Source organism: Haloarcula hispanica ATCC 33960 (assembly GCF_000223905.1).
GTDB lineage: Archaea > Halobacteriota > Halobacteria > Halobacteriales > Haloarculaceae > Haloarcula > Haloarcula hispanica.
Map to the genome: position 1 here is coordinate 191,150 of NC_015944.1, position 24,101 is coordinate 215,250.

21 protein-coding genes are annotated in these 24,101 nt (G+C 63.0%); 11 read left to right on the forward strand and 10 right to left on the reverse strand.

What is annotated here, in order from left to right:
• Positions 1 to 20: 20 nt before the first annotated feature.
• From HAH_RS18155 to HAH_RS18175, 5 genes are read right to left on the reverse strand one after another with little or no spacing between them, the layout of a single operon-like run.
• Positions 21 to 455 carry a PTS fructose transporter subunit IIB gene (locus tag HAH_RS18155; RefSeq protein ID WP_014031163.1) on the reverse strand — a complete coding sequence of 145 codons (435 nt, stop codon included), beginning with the start codon at positions 453 to 455 and terminating at the stop codon, positions 21 to 23.
• Entirely contained in the window at positions 452 to 2,137 is a 1,686-nt protein-coding gene (ptsP, locus tag HAH_RS18160; protein WP_014031164.1) for a phosphoenolpyruvate--protein phosphotransferase, read from the reverse strand. Before ptsP ends, HAH_RS18155 begins: the two co-directional genes overlap by 4 nt.
• On the reverse strand, positions 2,130 to 2,417 hold the full coding sequence (locus HAH_RS18165) for an HPr family phosphocarrier protein (protein ID WP_008311983.1): 288 nt from the start codon (positions 2,415 to 2,417) through the stop codon (positions 2,130 to 2,132). Before HAH_RS18165 ends, ptsP begins: the two co-directional genes overlap by 8 nt.
• Complete coding sequence (locus HAH_RS18170) at positions 2,414 to 2,890, reverse strand: PTS sugar transporter subunit IIA (RefSeq protein ID WP_014031165.1); 477 nt, start codon at positions 2,888 to 2,890, stop codon at positions 2,414 to 2,416. The genes HAH_RS18165 and HAH_RS18170 overlap by 4 nt, the downstream gene beginning before the upstream one ends.
• 14 nt (positions 2,891 to 2,904) lie before the next feature.
• On the reverse strand, positions 2,905 to 4,044 hold the full coding sequence (locus HAH_RS18175; RefSeq protein WP_014031166.1) for a PTS fructose transporter subunit IIC: 1,140 nt from the start codon (positions 4,042 to 4,044) through the stop codon (positions 2,905 to 2,907).
• Positions 4,045 to 4,288: 244 nt separating this feature from the next.
• On the opposite strand from HAH_RS18175, the gene HAH_RS18180 reads away from it, so the two are divergent.
• A complete protein-coding gene (locus HAH_RS18180; protein WP_023843005.1) occupies positions 4,289 to 6,247 on the forward strand; it encodes an archaea-specific SMC-related protein in 1,959 nt (652 codons plus the stop codon).
• Positions 6,248 to 6,287: 40 nt separating this feature from the next.
• Here the strand turns inward: HAH_RS18180 and rdfA are convergent, their stop codons facing one another.
• Entirely contained in the window at positions 6,288 to 6,884 is a 597-nt protein-coding gene (rdfA, locus tag HAH_RS18185; protein WP_014031168.1) for a rod-determining factor RdfA, read from the reverse strand.
• 309 nt (positions 6,885 to 7,193) lie between these two features.
• Here rdfA and HAH_RS18190 point away from each other — a divergent pair, with 309 nt between their 5' ends.
• The 5 genes from HAH_RS18190 to HAH_RS18210 all read left to right on the forward strand — a co-directional run bounded on the left by HAH_RS18190 (position 7,194) and on the right by HAH_RS18210 (position 14,428).
• Positions 7,194 to 7,886 carry a hypothetical protein gene (locus HAH_RS18190; protein ID WP_044952811.1) on the forward strand — a complete coding sequence of 231 codons (693 nt, stop codon included), beginning with the start codon at positions 7,194 to 7,196 and terminating at the stop codon, positions 7,884 to 7,886.
• Positions 7,883 to 9,193, forward strand: coding sequence for a hypothetical protein (locus HAH_RS18195; protein ID WP_014031170.1), 1,311 nt, complete (start codon positions 7,883 to 7,885; stop codon positions 9,191 to 9,193). Before HAH_RS18190 ends, HAH_RS18195 begins: the two co-directional genes overlap by 4 nt.
• A 912-nt stretch (positions 9,194 to 10,105) precedes the next feature.
• Entirely contained in the window at positions 10,106 to 12,640 is a 2,535-nt protein-coding gene (locus HAH_RS18200; protein WP_044952813.1) for a GcvT family protein, read from the forward strand.
• Between the two features lie 43 nt (positions 12,641 to 12,683).
• The gene (locus tag HAH_RS18205) at positions 12,684 to 13,457 is read left to right on the forward strand and encodes an electron transfer flavoprotein subunit beta/FixA family protein (RefSeq protein ID WP_014031172.1); all 774 of its coding nucleotides are present in this window, start codon (positions 12,684 to 12,686) and stop codon (positions 13,455 to 13,457) included.
• Positions 13,458 to 13,459: 2 nt separating this feature from the next.
• Entirely contained in the window at positions 13,460 to 14,428 is a 969-nt protein-coding gene (locus tag HAH_RS18210) for an electron transfer flavoprotein subunit alpha/FixB family protein (RefSeq protein ID WP_014031173.1), read from the forward strand.
• Between the two features lie 52 nt (positions 14,429 to 14,480).
• On the opposite strand, the gene HAH_RS18215 is transcribed toward HAH_RS18210, so the two are convergent.
• Positions 14,481 to 14,861 (reverse strand): cupin domain-containing protein, encoded by a 381-nt coding sequence (locus HAH_RS18215; RefSeq protein WP_014031174.1) that lies wholly within the window; start codon positions 14,859 to 14,861, stop codon positions 14,481 to 14,483.
• A gap of 150 nt (positions 14,862 to 15,011) precedes the next feature.
• Between HAH_RS18215 and HAH_RS18220 the strand changes: the two genes are divergently transcribed.
• Positions 15,012 to 15,605 carry a cyclodeaminase/cyclohydrolase family protein gene (locus HAH_RS18220; RefSeq protein WP_014031175.1) on the forward strand — a complete coding sequence of 198 codons (594 nt, stop codon included), beginning with the start codon at positions 15,012 to 15,014 and terminating at the stop codon, positions 15,603 to 15,605.
• An 85-nt stretch (positions 15,606 to 15,690) separates the two neighbouring features.
• Here the strand turns inward: HAH_RS18220 and HAH_RS18225 are convergent, their stop codons facing one another.
• On the reverse strand, positions 15,691 to 17,436 hold the full coding sequence (locus HAH_RS18225; RefSeq protein ID WP_014031176.1) for a formate--tetrahydrofolate ligase: 1,746 nt from the start codon (positions 17,434 to 17,436) through the stop codon (positions 15,691 to 15,693).
• Between the two features lie 326 nt (positions 17,437 to 17,762).
• Between HAH_RS18225 and folP the strand changes: the two genes are divergently transcribed.
• Both folP and HAH_RS18235 read left to right on the forward strand, forming a co-directional pair.
• Positions 17,763 to 20,162, forward strand: a complete 2,400-nt coding sequence (folP, locus tag HAH_RS18230) for a dihydropteroate synthase (protein ID WP_014031177.1) — start codon at positions 17,763 to 17,765, stop codon at positions 20,160 to 20,162.
• A 25-nt stretch (positions 20,163 to 20,187) separates the two neighbouring features.
• Positions 20,188 to 20,421, forward strand: a complete 234-nt coding sequence (locus HAH_RS18235; protein WP_014031178.1) for a hypothetical protein — start codon at positions 20,188 to 20,190, stop codon at positions 20,419 to 20,421.
• A 115-nt stretch (positions 20,422 to 20,536) separates the two neighbouring features.
• Here the strand turns inward: HAH_RS18235 and HAH_RS18240 are convergent, their stop codons facing one another.
• On the reverse strand, positions 20,537 to 20,968 hold the full coding sequence (locus tag HAH_RS18240) for a hypothetical protein (RefSeq protein WP_230458915.1): 432 nt from the start codon (positions 20,966 to 20,968) through the stop codon (positions 20,537 to 20,539).
• A gap of 106 nt (positions 20,969 to 21,074) precedes the next feature.
• Here HAH_RS18240 and HAH_RS18245 point away from each other — a divergent pair, with 106 nt between their 5' ends.
• Positions 21,075 to 21,683, forward strand: coding sequence for a hypothetical protein (locus HAH_RS18245; RefSeq protein WP_014031180.1), 609 nt, complete (start codon positions 21,075 to 21,077; stop codon positions 21,681 to 21,683).
• A gap of 76 nt (positions 21,684 to 21,759) precedes the next feature.
• Here HAH_RS18245 and HAH_RS18250 read toward each other — a convergent pair whose 3' ends face one another.
• Positions 21,760 to 23,520 carry a BCCT family transporter gene (locus HAH_RS18250; RefSeq protein WP_014031181.1) on the reverse strand — a complete coding sequence of 587 codons (1,761 nt, stop codon included), beginning with the start codon at positions 23,518 to 23,520 and terminating at the stop codon, positions 21,760 to 21,762.
• 414 nt (positions 23,521 to 23,934) lie between these two features.
• Between HAH_RS18250 and HAH_RS19760 the strand changes: the two genes are divergently transcribed.
• Complete coding sequence (locus HAH_RS19760; protein WP_005533017.1) at positions 23,935 to 24,096, forward strand: hypothetical protein; 162 nt, start codon at positions 23,935 to 23,937, stop codon at positions 24,094 to 24,096.
• Positions 24,097 to 24,101 lie beyond the last annotated feature (5 nt).

Consider the following 24,101-nt stretch of genomic DNA (forward strand, 5'->3'; position numbering starts at 1 on the left):
GAGACGACAGTGGGACCGTCTCAACTGAACAGTCGCTTCAGCCGAGCGACGAGGCTCTTCGAGCGGTCACCGCCGCGGCGGCGCTGCTGGTCGGACCCCGTCTCCGTGGACTCGGTCCCGTCGGAGTCGACTTCGGTGTCCGGCACGTCGCCGTCGGCGGCCTCGATGGCGTCAGCGATCATCCCTTCGGCGTCGTTAACGGCGTCTTTAACAGTGCCTTTGATCAGCGGAATATTGCTGAACCGGTCCTGGCTGACCGATGTGTCCGAGGCGATGATGGCGGCGTCGGCGGACTCGATGTCCGCTTCGGAGAGCTCGTTTTCAGCCCCCATCGCGCCCTGGACTTCCACTTTGATTTCGTGGCCCAGTTCTTCGGCTGTCTGTTCGAGGTTCTCGGCTGCCATCTGACTGTGTGCGATCCCAGTCGGGCAGGAGGTGACTGCGACGAGTTTCATAGTTCTAGTGTGTCGTGAACTTCGCTGCGCGTTGCGGCGAGTCGGGCGCGGTCTGCGCGCTCGCTCGCGGCACTGTGCTCGGTTTCGCTGACGGCCGTCTTGACTTCCGGAATCGTCACGGCGCTCATGCTGAGTTCGTCCAGGCCGAGGCCGACGAGCAGTTCCGTCAGGTCCGGGTCGCCGGCCATCTCGCCGCACATCCCGACCCAGGCGTCCTCGTCGTGGGCCGACTTGACTGTTTGACGAATTGCGCGGAGGACGCCCGGATGCGTGGGGTCGTGCAGGTCGCCGACGCGCTCGTTCTCGCGGTCGGCGGCCATGACGTACTGCGTGAGGTCGTTCGTCCCGATGGAGAGGAAATCGACGCGTGCGGCGAGTTCCTCGGCCATGAACACGGCGCTTGGCGTCTCGATCATCACGCCGACTTCGGGGTCAGCGACCTCGGTTTCACGGCCTTCGAGGTCGGCCGCCGCTGCGTCCAGCGCATCGAGTGCCCCGTCGAGTTCCTCGACGGTGGCGACCAGCGGGAACATGATGGCGAGGTCTCCAGCCCCGTCCGCAGCGGCGCGCAGCAGCGCACGGAGCTGTGTGGCGAACAGATCCGAGTCGGGGTCGAGCGAGCGCCGGATGCCGCGCTCCCCGAGGAAGGGGTTTTCCTCCGCCGGCAGGTCGAGGTAGGGGATTCGCTTGTCGCCGCCGATGTCCAGCGTCCGGACGACGACGCGGCCGTCCGGAAACGTGTCGAGCACCTCGCGGACGGCCTCGTACTGCTCGTCTTCGGACGGCGGCGTCTCCCGGTCGAGGAAGAGGAACTCAGTGCGGTAGAGGCCAACGCCGTCGGCACCCCGTTGTGCTGCGGGGTCCAGTTCCGCTGGCTGTCCGATGTTCGCCGCGACCTCGATGTGTTTCCCGTCGGTGGTTTCGACGGACTCGTCGACGATAGCTGCCCCAGACCCGCTCGCTGCGGCCTCTCGCTCGTCGTCGTCGGGACCGACCAACAGCGTCCCGTCGTCGCCGTCGACCACGACTTCTGTCCCTCCCTCGACGGATTCGAGCGTCTCGCCGATACCGACGACCGCCGGCAGGGCCAGCGAACGGGCGAAAATCGCCGCATGGGATGTTCGGCCGCCGGTGACCGTGGCGAATCCGGCGACGCGTTCCGGGTCGAGCTGTGCCGTGTCGCTGGGCGTCAACCGCTCGGCGAGGACGACGCTGCCCTCGGGGAGGTCGCCGAGGTCGACCCGCTCCCCGTCCGTCAGCAGACGGAGGAGCCGATCACGCACGTCACGGAGGTCGTCCGCGCGCTCGGCCATCCGGCCGTCCATCCCTTCGAACTGCTCGATGTGTTCGCCGAAGGCGGCATCGACGGCGTTCGGTGCGGGAAGCCCCTCGCCGATCATCGTCTCGACGGCGTCCTCGATGGTCGGGTCTTCGAGGAACTGGATGTGCGCGTCGAACACCGCGGCTTCCTGTTCCCCGACGCGTTCGGCGGTCGCCTCGCGCTCGGACTCCAGTTCGGTTCGGGCGGTGTCGACGGCGTCGGCGAACCGCTCGCCCTCCATTTCGGGATCGACTTCCACGCCGTCCGGGTCCAGGAGCGAGATGTCTCGGCCGTACCAGACAACCGACCCGACGCCGGAGCGCGGTGTCGCACCGGTACCGTGAAGCGTGCGTTCAGCCATCGTCAGTGTCCAGTTCCGCCTCTGGCGTTGTCAGTATCCGCTCCAGTTCGTCGAGCACTGCTTCTGCATCCGGCCCGTCGGCGACCAGTTTGATGTCGTCGTCCTGTCCGACGCCGAGGCTGGTGACTGCGATCATACTCGCCGCCTGGACGAGGTCACCGTCCGGACGACCGGCCGAGACCTCGGCCTCGTGGTCGTTGACCGCCTGGACGAACGCCGACGCCGGCCGAGCGTGCAGGCCAGCCTCCGGAACAATCGTCACAGTGCGCTCGACCGTCATGCGATTGCCTCCCGGAGTGCGTCCTGAACGGTCGTCTCGTCCTCTGCCTCGTGGAGTCGGTCCCGAACGTCGTCATGCATCAGGGCCCGCGAGAGGGAACTGAGAATGTTGAGGTGCTCCTCGCCGCCGGCCTCCGGGACGAGAATCATGAAGATGAGCGTCGCCGGCTCGCCGTCCATCGAGCCGAAGTCGACGCCTTCTTCGGAGTGAGCAAATGCCAGTGACGGGCGGTTCACAGCGTCAGTCTTCGCGTGTGGAATCCCGATCCCCATGCCGACGCCCGTAGTGGTCTCCGATTCGCGTTCCAGCAGCGCGTCGAGTGCGCGGTCGCGGTCCTCGACCTTGCCGCCGTCGACTAGTAGGTCGAGCAAGAACTCGATACACGCTTCCTTTTCGGCTGGTGGCTCGGACAGCGAAATGTGGCTGGCCGGAATCAGTTCTTCGATGTCGTCCGCTGCGATTGCGTCTGTCATTGTAGTCTCCGTAGTTAGTCGTCCGTCGGTTGCGTGGTGCTCGTCTCCGCCCCGGCGTCGATACGGTCTTCGAAGTCCGGTTTGATCACCGTCGCGACGACGGCCGTCACGAGTGAGCCCAGAAGGATGCTGCCCAGGAATGCGAGTGGCTGGTTCGAAAGCAGGACCACGAAGATACCGCCGTGGGGTGCGGGCATCGTGACGCCGAGGGCCATCGAGGTCGCGCCGCCGACAGCGCTACCGGCCACAATAGCCGGGATGACGCGCAGCGGGTCCGCGGCTGCGTACGGAATCGCGCCCTCGGTGATGAACGACAGGCCGAGCACGACACCGCTTTTTCCGTTCTCGTACATCTCGGCCGCGTACTTGTGCGGTGCAATAAAGTTTGAGAGCGCGAGGCCGATCGGCGGAACCATCCCGCCGATCATCACCGCGGCCATCGGTGCGTAGATCTCCTCCGTGATGAGCCCAGTCGCGAACACGTAAGCGACCTTGTTAACGGGACCACCCATGTCGAAGGCCATCATCCCGCCGAGGATGAGGCCGACGACGATAGCCTGGCCGCCCTGCATCGACTGCAGGAAAGAGGTCAGGGCTTCGTTGGCGAGTGCGACAGGGACGCCCAGCACGAACAGCATGATGGGCGTTAGAACCGCCATTGTCGCGACAGGGATCAGCAGTACCGGCATCATCGGCTGGATGAACTCGGGGACGTCGAGGTTCTTGAAGAAACGCGCGACGTACCCGGCCAGCAGCCCAGCGACGATTGCGCCGAGATAGCCGGCACCGGCTTCGCCGCCGGAGATACCGATTACTGTCGCCGCTTCGGCGACGACGTTCCCTTGCTGGAGAATGTATGCCAGCAGGAATCCCGGGGCGAGTCCCGGACGGTCGGCGATGGCATACGCGATGTATCCGCCGAGAATCGGAACCATAATCGTCAGCCCGGCAGTACCGACCTGTGCTAGGAACCAGCCTGCCGAGCCGGTGTTCTCGAACACTGTCTGTGTGTCCCCTATCGCGTACGCGACGGCGAGGAAGATACCCCCGATAGTCACGAAGGGGATCATGAACGATACGCCCGTCATCAGGTCCTCCTTGACGGAGGTTACGTGGGCGCGAAGCGCACTCTCGGCCCGGTCTTGATCTGTCATGGTCAACGACACCGACAGCTACGCCCATTGTGTAATATAAAGGTACACGTTTGAGAGTGTTATTTACCGAAATTGTTTGCTATCTGGATTTAGGCGATTGTTTCTGCACGGAACTAGATCCGCGAATCCGTTGGAATAACAGACATATGCTTGTTAGCCGCAGGCAACTACTGGGATAGAAATCGGAATGTGTGGTGCCACACGCGCCATAGTGCTTATATCCGTCACTCGCACACACCGAAATATGGGTTCACTCTCGGTATCTGGGGAGGTGGCTACGTTCACCGTCGAAAAAATCGGGGGGATCGACGAGACGACAGTCGAGGTCCCACCAGGGGTGACTGTGCTCCGAGGCCGGAACGCGACTAATCGGACATCGTTTCTACAGGCGGTGATGTCCGCTCACGGGAGCGAGTGGGCGAGCATCAAAGGTGACGCCGACCAGGGGCACGTCGAACTCTCACTGGGGGAGGAGACGTACACCCAAACACTGACCAGAACGGACAACGGGGTTACCGGGTCGGGCCTCGGCCTGCTCACTGACCCGACGGTTGCGGATCTGTTCGCGTTCCTGCTCGAAGACAACGAGGCCAGACGAGCCGTCGAGCGGGGTGAGGACCTTCGCGAGATCATTATGCGGCCCGTCGACGTGGCGTCGATCCACCGACAGATACGTGCGGCCGAACAGCGCAAGGAAGAGATCGATGCGGAACTCGATCGTATCGCGTCGCTCAAGCGTGACCTCCCGGATCTCGAACGGCAACAGGCAACTCTGCGCGACGAGATCACTGAGACCAGAGACAAACTCCAGCGCGTGGAGGACCGAATCGACGAGCGGGACGTGGATTTCCAGACGACCCAGGAAAACAGGGACGAACTCGAAACGGCCCTCGATGAACTCCAGGCGACTCGATCCGAACTGAAACGTGTGCGAAACGATATCCAGTCAGAACAGGAGAGTATCGCGGCACTGCGCGACGAGCGAGGGAGCCTCGCGGTCGAACGATCCGGGCTTCCGGAATCGCCGGACGAGCGACTCGAAGCGCTCGAATCGGACATCGACCGGCTTCGAGAGCGCAAACGAGAGCTCTCAGAGTACACCACCCGACTGCAGAACGTCGTCGGGTTCAACGAGGAACTGCTGTCCGGCGAGCACCGGGAGATAACCGACGCTATCGACGCAAAGCCAGAAAGTGTGGGTGACATCACGGACCAGCTGTATAAGGGGTCAAAGACGACCTGCTGGACCTGTGGCTCGCGAGTGAAACCGGACCGTATCGAGTCGACGCTCCAGAGTATGCGTGACCACCTTCAGGAGACGGTCACGGAGATCGACGATATCGACGATGAACTCGACGAACTGACCGACCGACGTGACGAAATTGCGGAGACGCGCACGCGAGCGCGAGAACTCACCGCCACGATTGAGGAGGTCGACGCCGAAATCGAGCGCCGGCAGACGACTGTTGTCGACCTCCGAGAGCGACGCAACAACCTCTCCGCCCGCGTCGAGGAACTCGAGGAGCGGGTCACCTCGCTCCGAACCGAAGAGTTCGACGAAGTGCTCGAACTCCATACGAAAGCGAACGAACTGGAGCTGGAACTGGACCGGCTCGAATCCGAACGAGACGAGGTACGCGAGGAGATCGCCGACATCGAGTCGGACATCCGCCGAAACGACGAACTGGCTGCCCAACGGGAAGACGTGGTTGACGAGCTGATCGACCTCCGGTCACGTATCGACCGCCTCGAAGCCGAGGCGACCGACCAGTTCAACGAGAAGATGGACGACCTGCTCGATATTCTCGGCTACGGCAACATCGAACGGATCTGGCTCGAACGGACCGACACGCCCGATGACCCGGTCCATAACAGCGACGACAGCGTCACTGGATCGACGTTCACGCTCCACGTCGTCAGGAGTACCGACGGTGGAACTGTCTACGAAGACACTGTCGGCCATCTGAGCGAGAGTGAGCGGGAAGTGACCGGGCTCGTGTTCGCACTCGCCGGCTACCTCGTCCACGACGTGTACGAGGACGTCCCGTTCATGCTGCTTGACTCACTGGAAGCCATCGATGCGGAGCGCATCGCCTCGCTCGTCGAGTACTTCGCGGAGTACCCCACCTATCTCGTCGTCGCGTTGCTCCCCGAGGACGCGCAGGCGCTTCCGGATAGTTACAACCGGATTACGGATATCTGATCCTGTTGTGGTCCCCCCAAAGACCGAATCTACTGAGCGCTCACTCACAGTCACAGCCGCCGCGGTCGAGAAGGTCACTGATGCCGTAGCGTGTCCCGCAGTCCTGACAGCGAATATCGATGCTCACGAACACTCGGTACTCGCCGACAGTGAGTTTGTCAGCGGTGTTCAGTCGGTCGACCGTGTCCCGGACGATTGTCTCGACGCGGCTGCGGAGGCGGTCTATTGTCCCGCGTTCCTGCTCGACCTGTTCAGTTTCGGATTCAGGCTCGTAGCTCACATCACGAACCTCTGTGAGATAGTACCGAATCGCCTGATACGTGACGAACTGGCTTTCCAGCGTATCGACGTCGATACCTGCCCGTTCGAGTCGGTTCCGCGCTTCGATCCGTTTGCCCGCACTGACGTCGTCGTCCGTCAGGAGTCGATAGAAGTTCGCCGGTTCGCCGTCGATGACGTCCATGCCCGAATTGCGGATTGCAGCCACAAGCAGCGCTTGATTGAACCGATCAGCGAGGTCACGGAGACTCTGCCGTTCCCTATTCTTCCCGAGCCACGCGTGCTCCAGTTCCGTTCCCATCGACGTCAGTCCATACGTTTCGATCAACTGTGCGACTTTCGACTGCGCTGACCCCATTATCGCCAGAACGCGTCGATCCGGTTTAGCCGTTTTGTTGCGATATCTGCGTCTCTCCACCACTTAGCAGCCATACTTCTTGGTTCCAGAAGACATCACTCACAGGGATGTATTTGACCGCGGATGTGTATAATATAAGCCAATAGAGCCGAATATAGTTACATAAGGCCTGAATTCGCAGATATACAAGTACCGAATACGATAGAAAGTCGCTCCTCGATCTATTCTTCGGGATATCTGGTACGCTCTCGGTAACGTCCATCTACCACGAGAATTTTATACCTGACATTACAAGCGGGAAATTACACGATGGTCCCCTCCACTCGACGTACCCTCCTCCACAGCGCATGCGGGCTAGCGACGATGCTGGCCGGCTGTAGTGGAATGTTCGAGGGCAGCGACGAATCAACACGCACCGCTTCCGAAAACGATGGCTCGACCGCTCCGAGAGCTGGCATGGAGTCCGACCCGGCGGCAGTTGTCACACGCGTTGACGCCGACCGGCAGCCTGTCTGGCTCGACGATGGAGACGGTCGGCCAACCGAAAGCCAGCATTCCCATCGATTGGAGTCCAAGATTATCGATACGGAATCTAAAGCGGACCGGCTCGCCGTCGCCGGAGACGTGGACAGTTCGCTGGTCGAAACCTTCCTCGACGAGACTGACTTCGACACGGAAACCGTCTACGTCCAGAACGTGATGATCGAGGAGTGCTTTCGACTAACGCTCTGTCAGGTCAGCTGGACGACGAACAGCGTCTCGACCGACTACGGCCGAGTGAGTCGCCCCTACGACGAACCCTGCACAGCAGGCAACAAGGTGTACGCGGTGTGGTTCATCCGGATTCCCGATACAGTCAACGCCGACGACATCTCCAGTTACTCCTCCTCCATCGGTGGGAGCGCCTGTGACAGCCAGCGAGTCGATGCCGAGGGCGAGGGCGGGGGCGGGTCAGCCTCGGATAGCGACCGCCGAACCCAGACTGGTGGTGAGCAGGCATGACCGACGACACGTCCGCGACGGGCGGGGAGTCCGGTCGGATGACCCGCCGTGGTGTGCTCGCCCTGGTTGGGGCCAGTGCTATCGCTGGTTGTAGCAGTATCGACAGTCTGGGTGGGGAACGCGAGGCAACTATCGATGCCTACAATCTGCCCGATGTCCCGCGCGACGAAGAGCGAGAATCCCCTGTCTCTCCTTCGATCCCGGTCGACATCACAGCGGAGCATTTCGACGCCGCGAGGGAGCGGATACGCTCGCTGCTAGCGACGCTTCCCACACCGTTGGGCCCCGAAGAAATCCCGAACGGTCACATCCGACAGCACCTGACAGATGCCGCCAGTGACGCCTCAGACGGCCTCGACGATGCGCGGACGGCCCGAACCGGGTTGATGGCGCTCCGGTCGTTGCGTCGCGCTCGCGAAAACGCCCGCTACGCCGCTGCGGGGTGGAGTGTTGTCGAGAGTGGCCGTACCGCTGCTCCGCTCCGAAACGAGCACGAAAGGACCGTGTCTGCGGCCCACGAAACCCGGCAGAAGCATGACTACATCGGGATTGACCCGGTGCGCGCGGCGCTAGTCCACGCCCGTATCGAGACGGGACTGGAGCGGGCCAGTGACATGGACGTCCTACCCAGAGAAGAGTCGGAGTTACTGTCGGTCGCCGAATGGGGTGAGACGGCCGAGTCGGCACAGGCGTATCTCGACGACGCTCGCCACCTGCGGGCGCGGTTCGCTGCTTCGCTTCCATCCGATGCTGGGACAGTCAGGCCGACGCTGACAGATGCAGCAGAAACACTGCTTGTGGACATCCGCGACAGGCAGGCGGACCTGCCGCCGGAAACGGCCGCTGACGAGCGATCTCCGGGACAGATGGTTGTGGACGAACTCCGCTGGGAGGTGGAGAGCGGTCTCAGCCGCCTCACTGATGCCGTCGGACCCGCGAGCGCTGTTGTCGATGCGAACAGCCAGATCGCCCGGTTCCGAGCGCTTGACCGCATTCAGTCACGTCGGGAGGCGGACGAACTCGCTCGGCCATCGGATGCGAAAACGGTTCGAGACATCAGACAGACCGCGTACGGTGCACTCACCGCGGCCCTTGAATCGACTTCACGGTCAGCACTGGCCCGGACAGTTCTCGTCGACGCCGGCCACAAGGTCATGGCCGCTGACCGTGAGTTAACACATCATCAAGGAGAGATATCGGCCACCACGCTCGATAGAAGCGTTGCGGACTACTGGCACGCGACGGCACTCGCCCGTTCAGTGTCGGCAGCGACGCACCAAACAGTCCGGGCGCTGCAGGCCGACTGAAACGGCACGACAACAGCGCCACAACTGCTTCGGCGATCGTCGACCACGCGCCGCCACACTGTTATGTAGTTCCTTCTTCACAATATCCCTCTGATACTGATAGGCTCTGTGAGCTAATGTTGGTACGATTGTTATTCTCGGCCCCGTGGACGGCCAGCCCGACATCGAATGGGCTGTCGCTCTTCCTGAACTGCACCGCCCTATAGAAATCGGGACCGAAGCAGCACCCACCGCTATCAGCGCGAGTGATGTCGGGAGACCGGTGACAGAGCGGACTCTCAAGGTTCAGGCAATGACTTCGGCCTGCTCTCTTGGTATTACTCAGCGGGTATAATACACGACAGTAACAGTCGGTGATCTCTCTTGGCGTGAAATCATGACGTTACCGTTGTCATTCGAGCACGGGGTAGTGAGGACAGCGGCGTGGTACGTCACGTCATCCCGTTTGGCTGTAATGGATTCCCGGGAACAGGAGCCTGCACATCAATACGATACTGCGACCCAACTGACGGAGGACTCTCAGGCCGGGTCGAAACCGGTCATGCGTACCTTCGATCCGGAGACCGAGACGACGACCAGAGAGCGCGTCGGAACCATTCCAACGGACGGCACAAAACTCATACCATTGGTTTTTTTACAGAATGAGTATTCTGCCCGTCCCTCCGACTCTGAAACGTCAGCGTGGCCCCGTCGACGCGACTACCGAACAGAAACAGGGGTTTGTAGCTGCTGACTCCCTGAACAACGAACGATTTCCGGCGGTCTTCGTCCCAGTGGTATATAAATCGCCGCAGAACTGTGGTCCTTGCTTCTTTCCGGAAAGGGGCCACGCTCAAAACGGATGATGTTGAGAGCTATCACCACGAGCGGCGAGAGTACAGTTCGGTCCGCCAGCATACGGGTGAGACCGCGATGAGTTCGAACTCGCTGCCGTCAGCGGCGAAGACAGTACTCATCGGTGGCGGTATCGTCGGAAACAGTCTCGCGTACCATCTCGCCCGGATGGGGCGAGAAGACATCTCGATTCTGGACAAGGGGCCGTTTCCCGACCCCGGTGGGTCGACGGGTCACGCCTCGAACTTCCTGATGCCGGTGGAACACTCGAAGGAGATGACCCACCTCACCCGACGGAGCATTGAGCAGTACAAGGACATGGACACGTTCACCAACAGCGGCGGTATCGAAGTGGCACGCACCGAGGCACGGGTCGAGGAACTGAAACGCCGAATCCAGTCGGCGAAGGCGTGGGGCGAACCGGCGGAGCTGTTGACCCCCGAGGAAGTCGAAGCGCTCGTACCCTACGTCAACACTGACCTCGTCAAGGCGGGGTTCTACAGCACGGGGGCGGGCACGTGTGACCCGCTTCGGGCCGGTGAAGTGATGCGAGCGCGGGCCGACGAGTACACTGATGGCGGCCTGCACGTCTCGCCCAACACCGAAGTGCTCGACCTTCACGTCGAAGACGGGTCGATAGCGGCCGTCGAGACCGACCGCGGGACCGTCACGGCCGACGAGGTGGTCATCGCGGCCGGGCTCTGGAGCCCGAAGTTAGCCGAGATGGCCGGCGTCGAGATCCCGCTGACACCGGCGGTTCACCAGATGGTCAGCGTCGGCCCGATTTCCTTCTTCGAGGATTACGAGGGCGAAATCTCGTTCCCGGTCGTCCGCGACATGGACACCCAGATGTACGAGCGCCAGCACGGGAACGACCTCGAAGTCGGGTCGTATCAACACCGGCCGATACTCTGGGACGTCGAGGACATCCCGTCCATCGACGAAGCGCCGCTGTCGCCGACGCAGCCACCGCTGACCGACGACGCCTTCGAGCAGTCGATGGCCGACGCGCTGGAGATCGTCCCGGAACTCCTCGACGACCCCGAAGCCGGCATCCGCCACGAGATCGACGGCCTGCTCTCGCAGACGCCGGACGGTGCGCCACTGCTGGGCCCGCTGCAGGACGTCGACGGGCTCTGGTCGTGTGCCGCGATCTGGATCAAGGAGGCCCCGGCCATCGGCGAGGCGGTTGCCCAGTGGATGACGCGTGGCTGGTCGGATATCGACCTCCACGGGGCCGACGTGAACCGCTTTTACGAGTACGGGAACTCCCGCTCGTTCGTCAAAGACCGGGCCAGCGAAGGGTTCCAGAAGATATACGACATCGTCCACCCGGCCGAGCAGTATCAGTCGGCGCGGGAACTCCGGACGAGCCCGTTCTACGAGAAGCAGGCCGACCTCGACGCGGAGTTCTTCGAGGCCGCGGGCTGGGAACGGCCCCAGTGGTACGAGTCGAACAGCGACCTGCTGGACCGGTACGAGGACGAACTCGCCGAGTTCCGACGGCCGAACGAGTGGGACTCGCGGTGGTGGTCGCCAAACATCCTCGCGGAACACCTCCACACCCGCGAGCACGTGTCGATGATCGGTGACATGGGCTTCAGCATCTTCGACTTCCGCGGGTCGGACGTCGTCGACTACCTCGAACGGATGGCCGTGGGCCGCATCGACGTCGACGTCGGCAAGACCGTGTACACGCCGATTCTCGCCGAAAACGGCGGCTTCGTTTCGGACCTGACAATCGCCCGACTCGGCCCCAAGCACTACCGAGTCGTCACCGGCGGCGCGGCGGGCGGGTCCGACCGGTCCTGGTTCGGCGGCCACATCCCAGACGACGCCGACGTGACGATGATCGACCGCTCCGAGTCGCTGTGCACGCTGGGCGTCTGGGGACCGAACGCCCGCGATATGGTGGAGGGCGTCACCGAGGAAGACATGTCCCACGACGCGTTCGAGCCGTACACGGCACAGGAAATCACGGTCGGCGAGGTCGACGCGTGGGCGATGCGGCTCTCCTACATCGGCGAGCAGGGCTGGGAGATCTACGCCCCGATGGGTCAGGGCCGCCGGCTCTGGGACGTGCTCTGGGAGGCCGGCCAGGACCACAATGTCCGGCCGGCCGGCATGGGTGTCTACGGGACGACCGGCCGCCTGGAGAAGGGGTACCGGCTGTTCGGGCACGAACTCGAACTGGAGTACAACCCGGCGGAAGCGGGGCTGACCTTCCACGGTGTCAAGGACGCCGATTTCATCGGGAAGGAAGCCTACGCAGAGGCTATCGACGAGGAGAATACGGCCACGCTATGTACGCTGTCCGTTGACGACCACGCGCCAGAGGGCGGCGAGCGCCGCTTCATGCTCGGGAACGAACCGGTCCTCGATGAGAACGGGGACGTTCTGGTCGACGACGAGGGTCGTCGGTCGTACGTCACCAGCGCCGGGACCGGCCCGAGCGTTGGCAAGCACCTCCTCATGGCGTACCTCCCGCAGTCCCACGCCGAGGAAGGGCGGAGCCTCCAGGTCGAGTACATGGGCCAGCAGTATCCGGTGACGGTCGAAGTCGTCGGGAGCCGGCCGCTGTTCGACCCGGAGAACGAGCGCATCAGGAGCTAGCACAGCCAGTGAACCGAACGCAATCGAACGAGGGAGACACGACATGGACACCGTAGCCTGCATCAAACGCGTGCCGGACACCGGCGCGAAAATCACACTGACCGACGACGAACAGCGAATAGACACGAGCCATCTGGGGTTCACGATATCGCCCCACGAGGAGTGCGCCGTCGAGGAGGCCATTCAGGTGGCCGACGACCACGACGGGACGGCCACCGTGATGTCGCTCGGATCGGTGGACGCCGACGAACAGCTCCGGACCGGGCTCGCGATGACGGCCGACGAGGCGACGCTGCTGGAAACTGACGGGGAAGAGTGGCGGCCCCGCGAAACGGCGGCCGCCCTCGCAGACGCTCTGAGCGGCGACGCCGGCACCGATCCGGAGTTCGACCTCCTCCTGTTCGGGAACGAATCGGCCGACGTGGCGAACCACCAGGTCGGGGTTCGCGTCGCCGAGCGGCTGGACGTGCCGTTCGTCGCGGGCGTGTCAGACCTGACGATTGAGGACGGGACGGCCGTCGCCGAGCGCGACGTGACTGGTGGGACCGAGGTGTACGAACTCGACCTGCCAGCGGCCGTCGGCGTGAGGGAGGGGCTCAACACGCCCCGCTACGCCTCGATGCGCGCCAAGATGCAGGCGCGCAAACAGTCGATCGGGCGGCAGGACCCAGTCGCCAGCGAGTTCGACGGGGGTATCGAGAAAGTCCGGTTGGAAGCGCCGGAGAGCACGGAGGGCTCGGCCGAGGTGCTCGGCGATGGATCGGACGCCGTACCCGCAGTCGTCGACCTGCTCCGCGACGACCTGGAGGTGATCTGACTGTGATACTGAGCCTCGTCGAACATGCGGGCGGAAGTCCCGAAGAGCCCTCGCTGGAGGCGCTCACGCTGGCCCGTGAACTGGCGACGGCGACCGACGCGGCGCTCGAAGCCGTCGCGTTCGGCGCAGAATCGGCGGCGCTCGGGGAGAAACTCGGTGACTACGGCGTAGAGACGCTCCACCACGTCGGTGACGAGCGGCTTGACACGTACGCACCCGAGGCCTGGGCGGAGAGTATCGCGCAGTTGCTCGACGCCACGGACCCGGACGCAGTCGTCGCCCCGGGGACTGACCGCGGACAGGAGGTGCTAGCCCACGTCGGTGCCAGGCGCGACCTGCCGATGGCGGCCAACTGTCTCGACGTCGAGGCCGGCGACGTGTACGAACTGTCGCGCCAGCGATGGGGTGGTAGCCTCGTCGAACACACACGCCTTGACAGTGACACGAAACTGGTGACTGCGGCGGAACACGAGTTTTCGCCGGAGACGGCGACAGAGACAGTTGAGTCGACGGTCCAGCCGTTCGAGCCGTCGCTCGACGAGAGCGCGTTCCGGGTCAGTGTCGACCGAGTCGAGGAGTCCGACGAGACCGGTGTGTCGCTCGGCGAGGCCCGCGTCGTCGTCGGCGGCGGGCGCGGTGTCGGTGGTCCGGAGGATTACGACAAACTGGAGACGCTGGCCGATAGCCTCGGCGGAACCGTCGGCGCGTCGCGGGCCGCCGTCAACGAGGGCTGGCGACCGCACAACGACCAGATCGGACAGACGGGCACGAAGATCAGCCCGGACCTCTACGTCGCCTGCGGTATCAGCGGTGCGGTGCAGCACATGGTGGGCTGTAAGGGTGCGGACAACATCCTGGCGATCAACACCGACCCGGAGGCGGCCATCATGCAGAAGGCCGACTACGCCGTCGTCGGCGACCTCCACGAGGTCGTGCCGGAGTTGAACGACGCGCTGGGAGACGGGGGCTGAGACGGGCAGCCGTTCCGTGTGCGGACTTGGTTGACGGGCTGGCCGCCTCGGCTCATTCTTTGACGACGTAGTCCCCGAAGTTCTCGACAGTTCCCACGGGCGGCGCGCCGAAAGCGAGCCAGACGTGCGTCTCTTCAATATGGTTACAGAGATTCCGGACCGTGTCCGGGTGGACGCGGACGACCCCGCCCTCGGGGACATCGTGGACGTCACCCTCGACGGCTATCTGGCCGCCGGTCGTCGCGACGAACACCTCCTCCTGGCCGTCGTGTGTATGCGGTGTCGTCACGGAGTCCGGTTCGACGATGACCTGATTCACCCGCATCTCCGTACAGCCGAGCGGGTCCGTGAGCTTCCGGACCTCTGTCTCACAGGTGTTGAACTGCTCCGTCGGTACCGTCGCTGGCTGGACGATTTCGTACGAGGACGCCATAATCCGTCTTGACACAGTCCGGACATAGCCTTTGTGTCAGGATGGCCCACGCGGACCGAATACCGTCGGGGAAATCATTAGGCGAGTGGGCCGAGAGTGCCGTGGTATGGACAGTCGATCAGCAGAGACGGCCGGCGTTGAACCCGACAGATGACGTTCGCGGACCAGCCTATCAGTGAGTTTCTCGACGACGTCGCGTCGGGCCAGGTGACCCCGAGCGGCGGTGCGGTCGCGGCCGTCGGCGGCGCGATGGGCGCGGCGCTCTGTGAGATGGTCTGTATCCACACTGTCGGCACAGATGGGTCCGAGGCAGCGGCTGATGAACTAAGCGAGGTTGGTGACACGCTGGCCGACCGGCGAGAACGGCTGCTTGCCCTCGCCGACGAGGACGCAGCCACGGTCGACGCGGTCGGGGCCGCAATCGAGTCCGGGGACGACGACCGGATGCAGGCGGCTTCGAAACGTTCGACGGAAGTGCCACTGGAGACGGCCGAGGTCTGTCTCGACGTCGTTGAGCACGCCCGCACGGTGACTGCGAAGGGGACGCCGGTCGCTGTCCCGGACGCGGCCGTCGGGGCGCTGCTCGCGGCGGCGGCGCTACAGGCGTCCGTCGCGACTGTCCGGGCCAATCTCGACATGATCGACGACGAATCATTCGTGGCAGCGATGAAACAGCGGGCAGACGAGGCAGAAGCGGCCGGCAAAGCGGCGCTCGACGAAGCGGTCGCAAACGCGGAGCGGTGAGCGTCGTCACCTCGTCGAACGCCGAGCGGCATCCGTTAAAAATCGAGCGGACGAGCCACAGGAGCTGGGACGCGAGGCCGGTTCGTCAGAACAGCCCCGAAATGTTACCGTCTTCGTCGATGTCCATGTCGGCGGCAGCCGGTCGGGCCGGCAGGCCAGGCATCGTGAGCGCGTCGGCCGTGAGAGCGACCAGGAAGCCAGCTCCGGCAGACGGGTACACTTCGCTGATTTCGAGTTCCCAGCCCTCCGGCGCGCCCTTCTGGCTCGCGTCGTCGCTCAGCGAGTGGAACGTCTTGGACATGACGACCGGGTAGTCGTCGAAATCGAGCTCGTTCATCTGCTCGATGTCGTCGAGCGCGCCGCCGGTGTATTTCACGTCGTCAGCGCCGTAAATCTCGGTCGCGACGGTGTGGATCTTCTCCTTGATGCTGTCCTCGTCGTCGTACAGCATCCGGAAGTCCTCCTCGTTGCTCTCCTCGGTTGCCTCGATGACGTTCTCCGCGAGGTCGACGCCGCCCTCGCTGCCGTCGGAGAACACGTTCGACTCAGCCGCTCTGACCCCGAGGTCCTCACGGCAGTGGTCCAAGATGGCCTGAATCTCCTCGTCGGTGTCGTCCGGGAAGCGGTTGACGGAGACGACGACCGGGACGCCGAACTTCTGGAGGTTCGTCGCGTGCTTGTCGAGGTTCGAGAAGCCCGCTTCGACGGCTTCGACGCCGGCCTCGTCGATCTCGTCGTAGTCGACCGGCCACTGGTCGAGGCCGTGGTATTTGAGCGCGCGGACCGACGCCACCAGCACGACGGCGTTCGGCGTCATATCGCCCTTGCGACAGACCACGTCCATGAACTTCTCGGCCCCGAGGTCGGAGCCGAAACCAGCCTCGGTGACGAGGTAGTCGCCCATGCCGAAGGCAGTCTTGTCGGCGACGAGCGAGTTCGTCCCGTGGGCGATGTTCGCGAACGGCCCGCCGTGGACCAGCGCCGGCGTCCCCTCGATGGTCTGGACGACGTTCGGCTTGATCGCGTCCCGGAGTAGCATGGTTGCTGGGCCGGTCGCTTCGATATCTTCGACCGTGACCGGGTCGCCGTCCTCGTCGTAGGCGACGATGATGCGACTGACTCGCTCTTTGAGGTCGCCCAGGTCACTCGCCAGGCACAGCACCGCCATCAGTTCTGAGGCGGCGGTAAGGAGGAAGCTGTCCTCCCGTGGCGTCCCGCCGGTTTTCCCGCCCAGGCCCACAACCGTCTCCCGGAGCGCGCGGTCGTTCATGTCGATAGCGCGCGGCCAGGAGACGTTGTTGATGTCGATGTTCAGGTCGTCACCCTGCGAGATCTTCGCGTCGAGCATCGCGGCGATGAGGTTGTGTGCAGAGGTGAGCGCGTGGAGGTCGCCGGTGAAGTGGAGGTTGATGTCCTCCATCGGAAGGACCTGCGACCGGCCGCCGCCTGCTGCGCCGCCTTTGACGCCGAACACCGGGCCAAGCGACGGTTCCCGGATGGCGATCATCGCTTCCTCGCCGACGTGGTTGAGCGTCTGTCCGAGGCCGACGGTCGTTACCGTCTTCCCCTCGCCTTTCGGCGTCGGGGTCATCCCGGTTACCAGGACGAGGTTCTGCTCCTTGTCTTCCGCCTGTTCACGGAGGCGCTCGATGGCGTGTTGTTTGACTTTCGCGGTGTATTCGCCGAAGTACTGGAGGTCGTCGAGGCCGAGTCCCCACGGCTCTACCAGTTCCCAGATCGGTTCCATCTCGGTCGACTGGGCGATATCGTAGTCCGTAGGAATCGGCTCCTGCGTCTCTTCGGTCGCGGATTGCTCATCCTGTGAAGACATCTCGACTAGCCCTTCCCTACACCGTCGTAATAATGTTAGTGAACCTGATACTATCGGGATAGGATGTGTTCGAGACGCCGTTACGGACCGCGTAAGCCACATCATGTATCTCGGCTTACGAGATTGGTTCCGTGGCCCAGCAGCAGTCCGGACGGCAGCGGCAGCGACGTCGGGATCTACGAAATGACTCGATCACGGTTTCCGGGCCGCCATTGAGGAGTTTCTCGTGGGTTTCGGCCTGAAGAGGGTGCTCCACCTCGTTACGTGCTATCGACGCAGAACCCTCTGGCGATAAATTAATCAGGCCGCCGCCGCCCAATTATGGTATGGAGTACCACGAGTCGGCGGACTACCTGCAGTCGCTACAACGCCGTCGGCCCAAGTTGGGGACCGATACGACGGCGCGGATGCTCGCACATCTCGGTGACCCGGACAACAGTTTCGACAGCGTGCAGATCGCCGGGTCGAACGGAAAGGGAAGCACCGCCCAGATGACCGAGAGCGTGATCAGAGCCGCCGGGCTGGACGTCGGCCTGTTCACTTCGCCGGGATTGAACGGCTTTCGGGAGCAAGTCACGGTCAACGGCGGCCGGATACCCAAAGAGCGGGTGACGGAGTTCGTCGAACAGATCGAGCCATGTATCGACCGCCTGGCCGCCGAGGACGACAAGCCGACGCATTTCGAGGTACTCACCGCGCTTGCGCTCTATCATTTCGATGTCGAAGACGTCGATGTGGCAGTTCTGGAAGTCGGTATCGGCGGCCGGTACGACGCCACGAGCGCGGTCGATCCCGTCGCAAGCGCCGTCACCAGTATCAGTTTAGAACACACCGACCTGCTCGGCGACACGGTCGAGAAGATCGCCCGCGACAAAGCACAGGTCGCGCCGCGGGACGCCCCACTCGTGACGGGAACGACCGGCGCTGCCCTTGATGCGATCCAGGGGATTACCGACACCATCACCGTCGGTGGTGAGGGGGCTGACGTCACCGCCGTCGAAAACGGCATGCGCTCGGCCGTCGAGAACCGCATCTCCCTCACGGGGCCGGACTGGGCGCTCGAATCGAACCTCAAACTGCTCGGACAGCATCAGGCGGAGAACGCCGGCGTCGCCGCGACGCTGGCCCGACAACTCATCGACGAGGACACCGAAACCATATCCGAGGGGCTGCGGGCCGCGACGCTGCCGGGGCGGTTCGAGATCCGGTCGACCGACCCGATGGTGGTTCTCGATGGCTCACACAACCCCGGCGCGATGGAGACGCTGACAACACTCATAGAGCGATACGAGTACGACGACCTCCACGTAGTCTTCGCCGCGATGCAGGACAAGGAGTACGAACGAATGATTGCGACGCTTCCGGCCGTCGAGACGGCGTTCGCCGCGCGACCGGAAGTCGACCGAGCCGCGAGCACTGGATCGCTCGCTGCCGCGTTCGAGGGGCAGGCAGCCCAGGTACAGCAGGTCGAGTCCGTTCCGGAAGCCACCGAACGAGCGGTAGCCACGGCCGGCGCGGACGACTTCGTACTCGTGGCCGGGTCTCTCTACGCAGTTGCCGAGGCTCGGGACCGCTGGAGTCGGCTGGTCGTTCCGACAGAGACGCTCCAGCAGCCGTCGGCGGGCGGGACCGCTGGATCAGGAAGTGAACCAGAAATCCACCAGCAGATGCTTTCGGTCACGCTGCGGCGCGACCAGGCAGGCGTCGTCAAACAGGCGTTCGAGGACTGCGGCGGCACCTGTACCCGTTCGGCTGTCGGGATGCCGGAGAAGCTCGTCGACACGACGCTGTCGGGAACGCCGCGACAGTTTCAACAGCTCACTGACAGACTGGCTTCGACAGGGCTGGGGCTCGGTCGGCTCGCCACGCAACTCGAAGGCACGCTGTCTGACAGGTCGTTCCCGCCGCCGTTCGACAGGGAAGAGGCGGCCGTGATGGGTATTCTCAACGTCACGCCGGACAGTTTCTACGACGGCGGCGAGTACAACCGTCGCGACCTCGCGGTCAGTCACGCGGAACAGATGATCGAGTCCGGGGCGGACATCGTCGACATCGGCGGCGAGAGCACGCGTCCCGGGGCTGACCCCGTGGCCGTCGAAACAGAGATCGACCGCGTAGTACCCGTTATCGAGGCCGTGTCCTCGCTCAATACCACCGTCTCCGTAGATACCCGAAAAGCCGCGGTCGCTGACGCGGCGCTGGACGCCGGTGCCGACATCGTCAACGACGTGTCGGGACTGTCGGACCCCGAGATGCGGTTCGTGGTTGCCGACCACGACGCGTCCGTCATCCTGATGCATAGCCTGTCCGCGCCAGTGGACCCAGGTCGAACTGTGACCTACGACGACGTCGTCGACGACGTGCTTCGAGACCTCACAGAACAGATCCTGCTCGCCGAGCAAGCCGGCATCGACCGCGAGCAGATTATCGTCGACCCCGGCTGTGGTTTCGGGAAGAACGCCGCCGAATCGTTCGAACTCGTCGACCGACTCCACGAGTTCCACGCGCTCGGCTGTCCGGTGCTGGTCGGGCACTCCCGGAAGTCGATGTTTGCCGACATGAGCGACGCCGGTGCGGACAGGCTGCCACCGACTCTGGCCACGACAGCGCTGGCCGCCGAACGTGGGGCTGACGCAGTCAGGGTCCACGACGTCTCCGAGAACAACGCCGTGCTCAAGACGGTCTCAGCGACGGCGTCGCGACCGTCTCAGATGCGACAACAGTGATACCTGTGCAGCCCGAACAGTATGTATGCTACAGTTTCCAGTTCAGCTCGGTTCGGGCCTGCTCGAATCCGTCGGGCAGGTGGCAGCAGTCGCTGGCACCGTCGTTCTTCTGCTGATGCTCGTCGGTCTGGGTGCCTTCGCGTACAAGAGCCTCATCGGAGACGGTATCCGCTGGCCCGATGAGCGAGAAGAGGCGGACAGTGAGGAGGACGACGGCGTCGTGCAAGGGAGCCGTGAGGACGACTGGAAGTATTACTGACGGCAGAATCCCACTCGCGTGTTGGAACTGGGCATCACCCTGCTTTTGATCTCGTAGCCGTTTCGAAGCAACGCATACCGGCCAAACGGCAGCAGTGATCAGTGTACCCATCGTCTCAATCAGTACTGCGGTCGTAGGAGTGTTCGAACTCCCAGTGGTACCGACAGTCCGTGCAGGTCGCCCACTCGGGGATGTCGAACCGCTCGGGGTGGCGTTGCCCGTGCTCCATCCGGCTCCGACAGACCGGGCAGGTGAGATACAGGAGCTGCAGGTCGGCGAACTCGTCGTGGCTGTATTCGCCGACACACCGCGGACAGTCGATGCTGTCACGCGCGTTGTGCTGGAAGATTTCCGACTCGCATCGCGGACATTCGACCGTCGCTGGCGGCCGTCTCGCCCACCCAATGTCACCGTCGTACGTCGTCGTTGCCGTGTCCATGCTCGACAGCCTGAACTTGTTCGGCCCGTCACTCCGCTGGAGTGGCGCGGCCACTCGCTTGCCGACCCAGACAAGCTTCGAGAGCAGAGCTGCGAGCCATCCAGACACTGTGACATGGTATGTATTCTGACGGCTTAAATTTCCGGGCAGTACGAACGCTGACCCGGTGATGAGCGGTCGATAGGTTTTCACGGCGACCCGCGGTATGTGGCATATGAGTGTTGACGCGGCTGTCGGTGTTGCGCCGACCGTCCCGGGACTGGCGGCAACTGTTGTGAATCCCGTCGTGGGACAATTGATGCCCGGCGTTGGCACCGAACTGTCCAGACCGCTCCGCGGGCTCGTCTCGTTCGTTCTCGTGCTCGTGGCCGGCGCATTGGTGCTCCGGCTGCGGCGGAACTACGTCGACGAGTCGATTGACGCGATTTCGGACAGCCCGGCGATGGCCGTCCTCTACGGCATCGCTGGGTACGTGATCGTCGGCATCGTCGGCCTCTACGGGGCAACAACGCTGGCCCGCCTCAGCGTCGCTGGCGGGGTATTCGTCCGTGTCGCGATTCTCATCAGTAGTGCGTTCGTCCTGGTACTCACAAGCTTCGGCTTTCTCGTGGTCGGCACACTCCTCACTGATATCTTTGGCAGCCGCCGACCAACATACGGGCTCCTCATCGGAGCGTTTCTCAGCGCTGTCTCGTGGGTTCTGCTTTCACCCGCCGGCAGTATCGTGTCCAGCCTCGCCATCGCCGCGTTCGGAATCGGCGGCTCTGCCCGGATTTGGATACACTCTGAACGGACGGTCGAAACAGAACTGGGCGGCCGGTAGCGTGAACGGTTTCGGCCGCTGTTGGCTATAGCATCTGACACGACCGGTCGCGTCGGAAAACGCAAAACGAGAGGTTTCAGTCGGTACCCGTCGCCGTGTCGTCTCCCGGGTCAGAGATATCTGTCACCATTTCGTCGCCGGCGGTCACGACGTCGACGTCATCCCGTTCAGAGAGGTCCTGAATCGTTTCTGCGAACTCTTCCGATTCGAGTATCTGGTACTCGTTGTCGAGCCCAAGATACACCGTATAGCACATCAGACACAGGATGAACGCGAACGGGAGTCCTGTGGTGATTGCGGCCGTCTGGAGCGCCGTCAGCCCGCCGCCGATGAGCAGGATAGACGCGACAAGGCCCTCGGTAAGGGCCCAGAATATCCGCTGTGTTCGCGGCACGTCGTGCTTCCCGCCCGAAGTCAGATGGTCGATGACCAGTGACCCGGAGTCAGACGACGTGACGAAGAACGTGATGACCAGCAGCGTCGCGATCAGTCCACTGACCACGCCAAGCGGGAACTGCTCCAGCAGGGCGAACATCGCGACGGTCTGGCCGACCTCGTTGTACGTCGCCAGCGCCTGTCCGTTCCCCAGCAGGGAGTTGAACATCGCGCTGCCGCCGAACACCGAGAGCCAGAGCGTCGAGAACATCGATGGAAGGAACAGCACGCCCAGTACAAACTCCCGGACGGACCGACCCTTCGAAATGCGCGCGATGAACATCCCGACGAACGGCGACCACGCGATCCACCAGCCCCAGTAGAACACGGTCCAGGCGGTGGGGGTCCCGTTCGCCGCTTCGTTGAGCGTCCCGGTAAAGAACCCGAGTGCGAGGATGTTGCCGAAGTACGCGCCGAGGCCCTCTGCCCACGTCCCGAAGATGTACACCGTCGGACCCACGATGACGAGGAACCCGAGTAGTGCGAACATCAGATAGAGATTGAGCGTACTCAGCCGCTTGACGCCGCCGTCGAGCCCCGCTGCGACCGAGAGGGTCGCGATGAGCGTGATCCCGGCGATGAGCGCGACTTGCGGCCAGGTCCCTGTCGGGACACTCACCGCACCGAGCATGTCGCCGCCCACGTAGGAGAGCCCCGTGTTGACCTGTGCAACACCGAGTCCCAGTGAGGTTGACAGCCCGAACAGCGTCGCGAACACCGTCACCAGGTCGATAATGTGGCCCGGCCAGCCGTAAATCCGCTCGCCGAGCAGGGGCCAGAATATCGACCGGAAGGTGAGCGGGAGCCCGCGGTTGAACGAGAAGAACGCGAGGCCGAGTCCCACGAGGCCGTACACCGCCCACGGGTGAAAGCCCCAGTGGAAGAACGTCTGCGCCATCGCGGCGGACGCCGCTGCGCCGGTCCCCGCTTCGGCCCCGAAGAAGCTCGGGGGGTTCTGGAAGTAGTACAGCGGTTCCGAGACGCTGAAGAACATGAGGCCGATACCCATGCCGGCGCTGAACAGCATCGCCATCCAGGAGAAGTCGCTGAACTCCTTTTCGGCCTCGACGCCGCCGATTCTGATATTGCCGTACTTGCTGAACGCGAAGTAAAGCAGTGTGATGATGAACACGTTCACCGCCAGCAGGTAGAACCAGCCGAAAGTGTCCCCGATGGTATTGAACAGCCATGTGTACGCCGAGGCTGCGGTGTCACCGAGCAGTATCGTCACTGCGATGAACAGCGCAATAATCGCCAGCGCCACCGGGAATACTACTGGATGGATGTCGAATCCAGCCGCCTGAATGTTCGTATCACCGGGTTCGCGGTCGGACTCCGGATGGAACAACTCGACCTGAAGCCCGTCAGACATTTCCCCGGTTTGCTCGTCACTGTTTGCCATACGTTACCCCTCTCGAACGCGGTACTGGTCTGTGGTGTCTCATTGTCGTAGTCGCGGTCGTCCTCTGTCGTAGTCCGTTGCCACCGTCATGGTAACGACATCCCGGCGTAGCGCGCCTACAGCAGTCGCATCCTGTTTGTCTTACTGTACTCGCTCGGGCGGACACGACGTGCCCGCAGGGCTATTGTCGGCGTGTTTTGTGTGCTACACAGTCTCATACTTATGCACTGATGCAACTGTAATAAAACTTCACCTTAGACACCAATATATCACGGACTGAAGCACTGTACGGCTGTGACTCGGCAGACATTTCTCCTATCTAGTACATTGAGGTTTGCTGGCTGTCGACGAGTCTTCGATTGTCTCACCGCTTGATGGGTGCGTATTTATTTCGGACTCCCACTTAGCATCAGTATGGCACGACTTCTGGCAACAGGGGCAGCCGCGGTGGCAGCACTGCTGATGGGCGTCGGCCTCGTCGGGATGACAGTCGGCGACTTCCGACTCGCAGGATTCAGTTTCCTCAGCGCCAGCCTGGTGATCTACATACGTGAGACGCGACTGATAGACGCGTAGCTGGT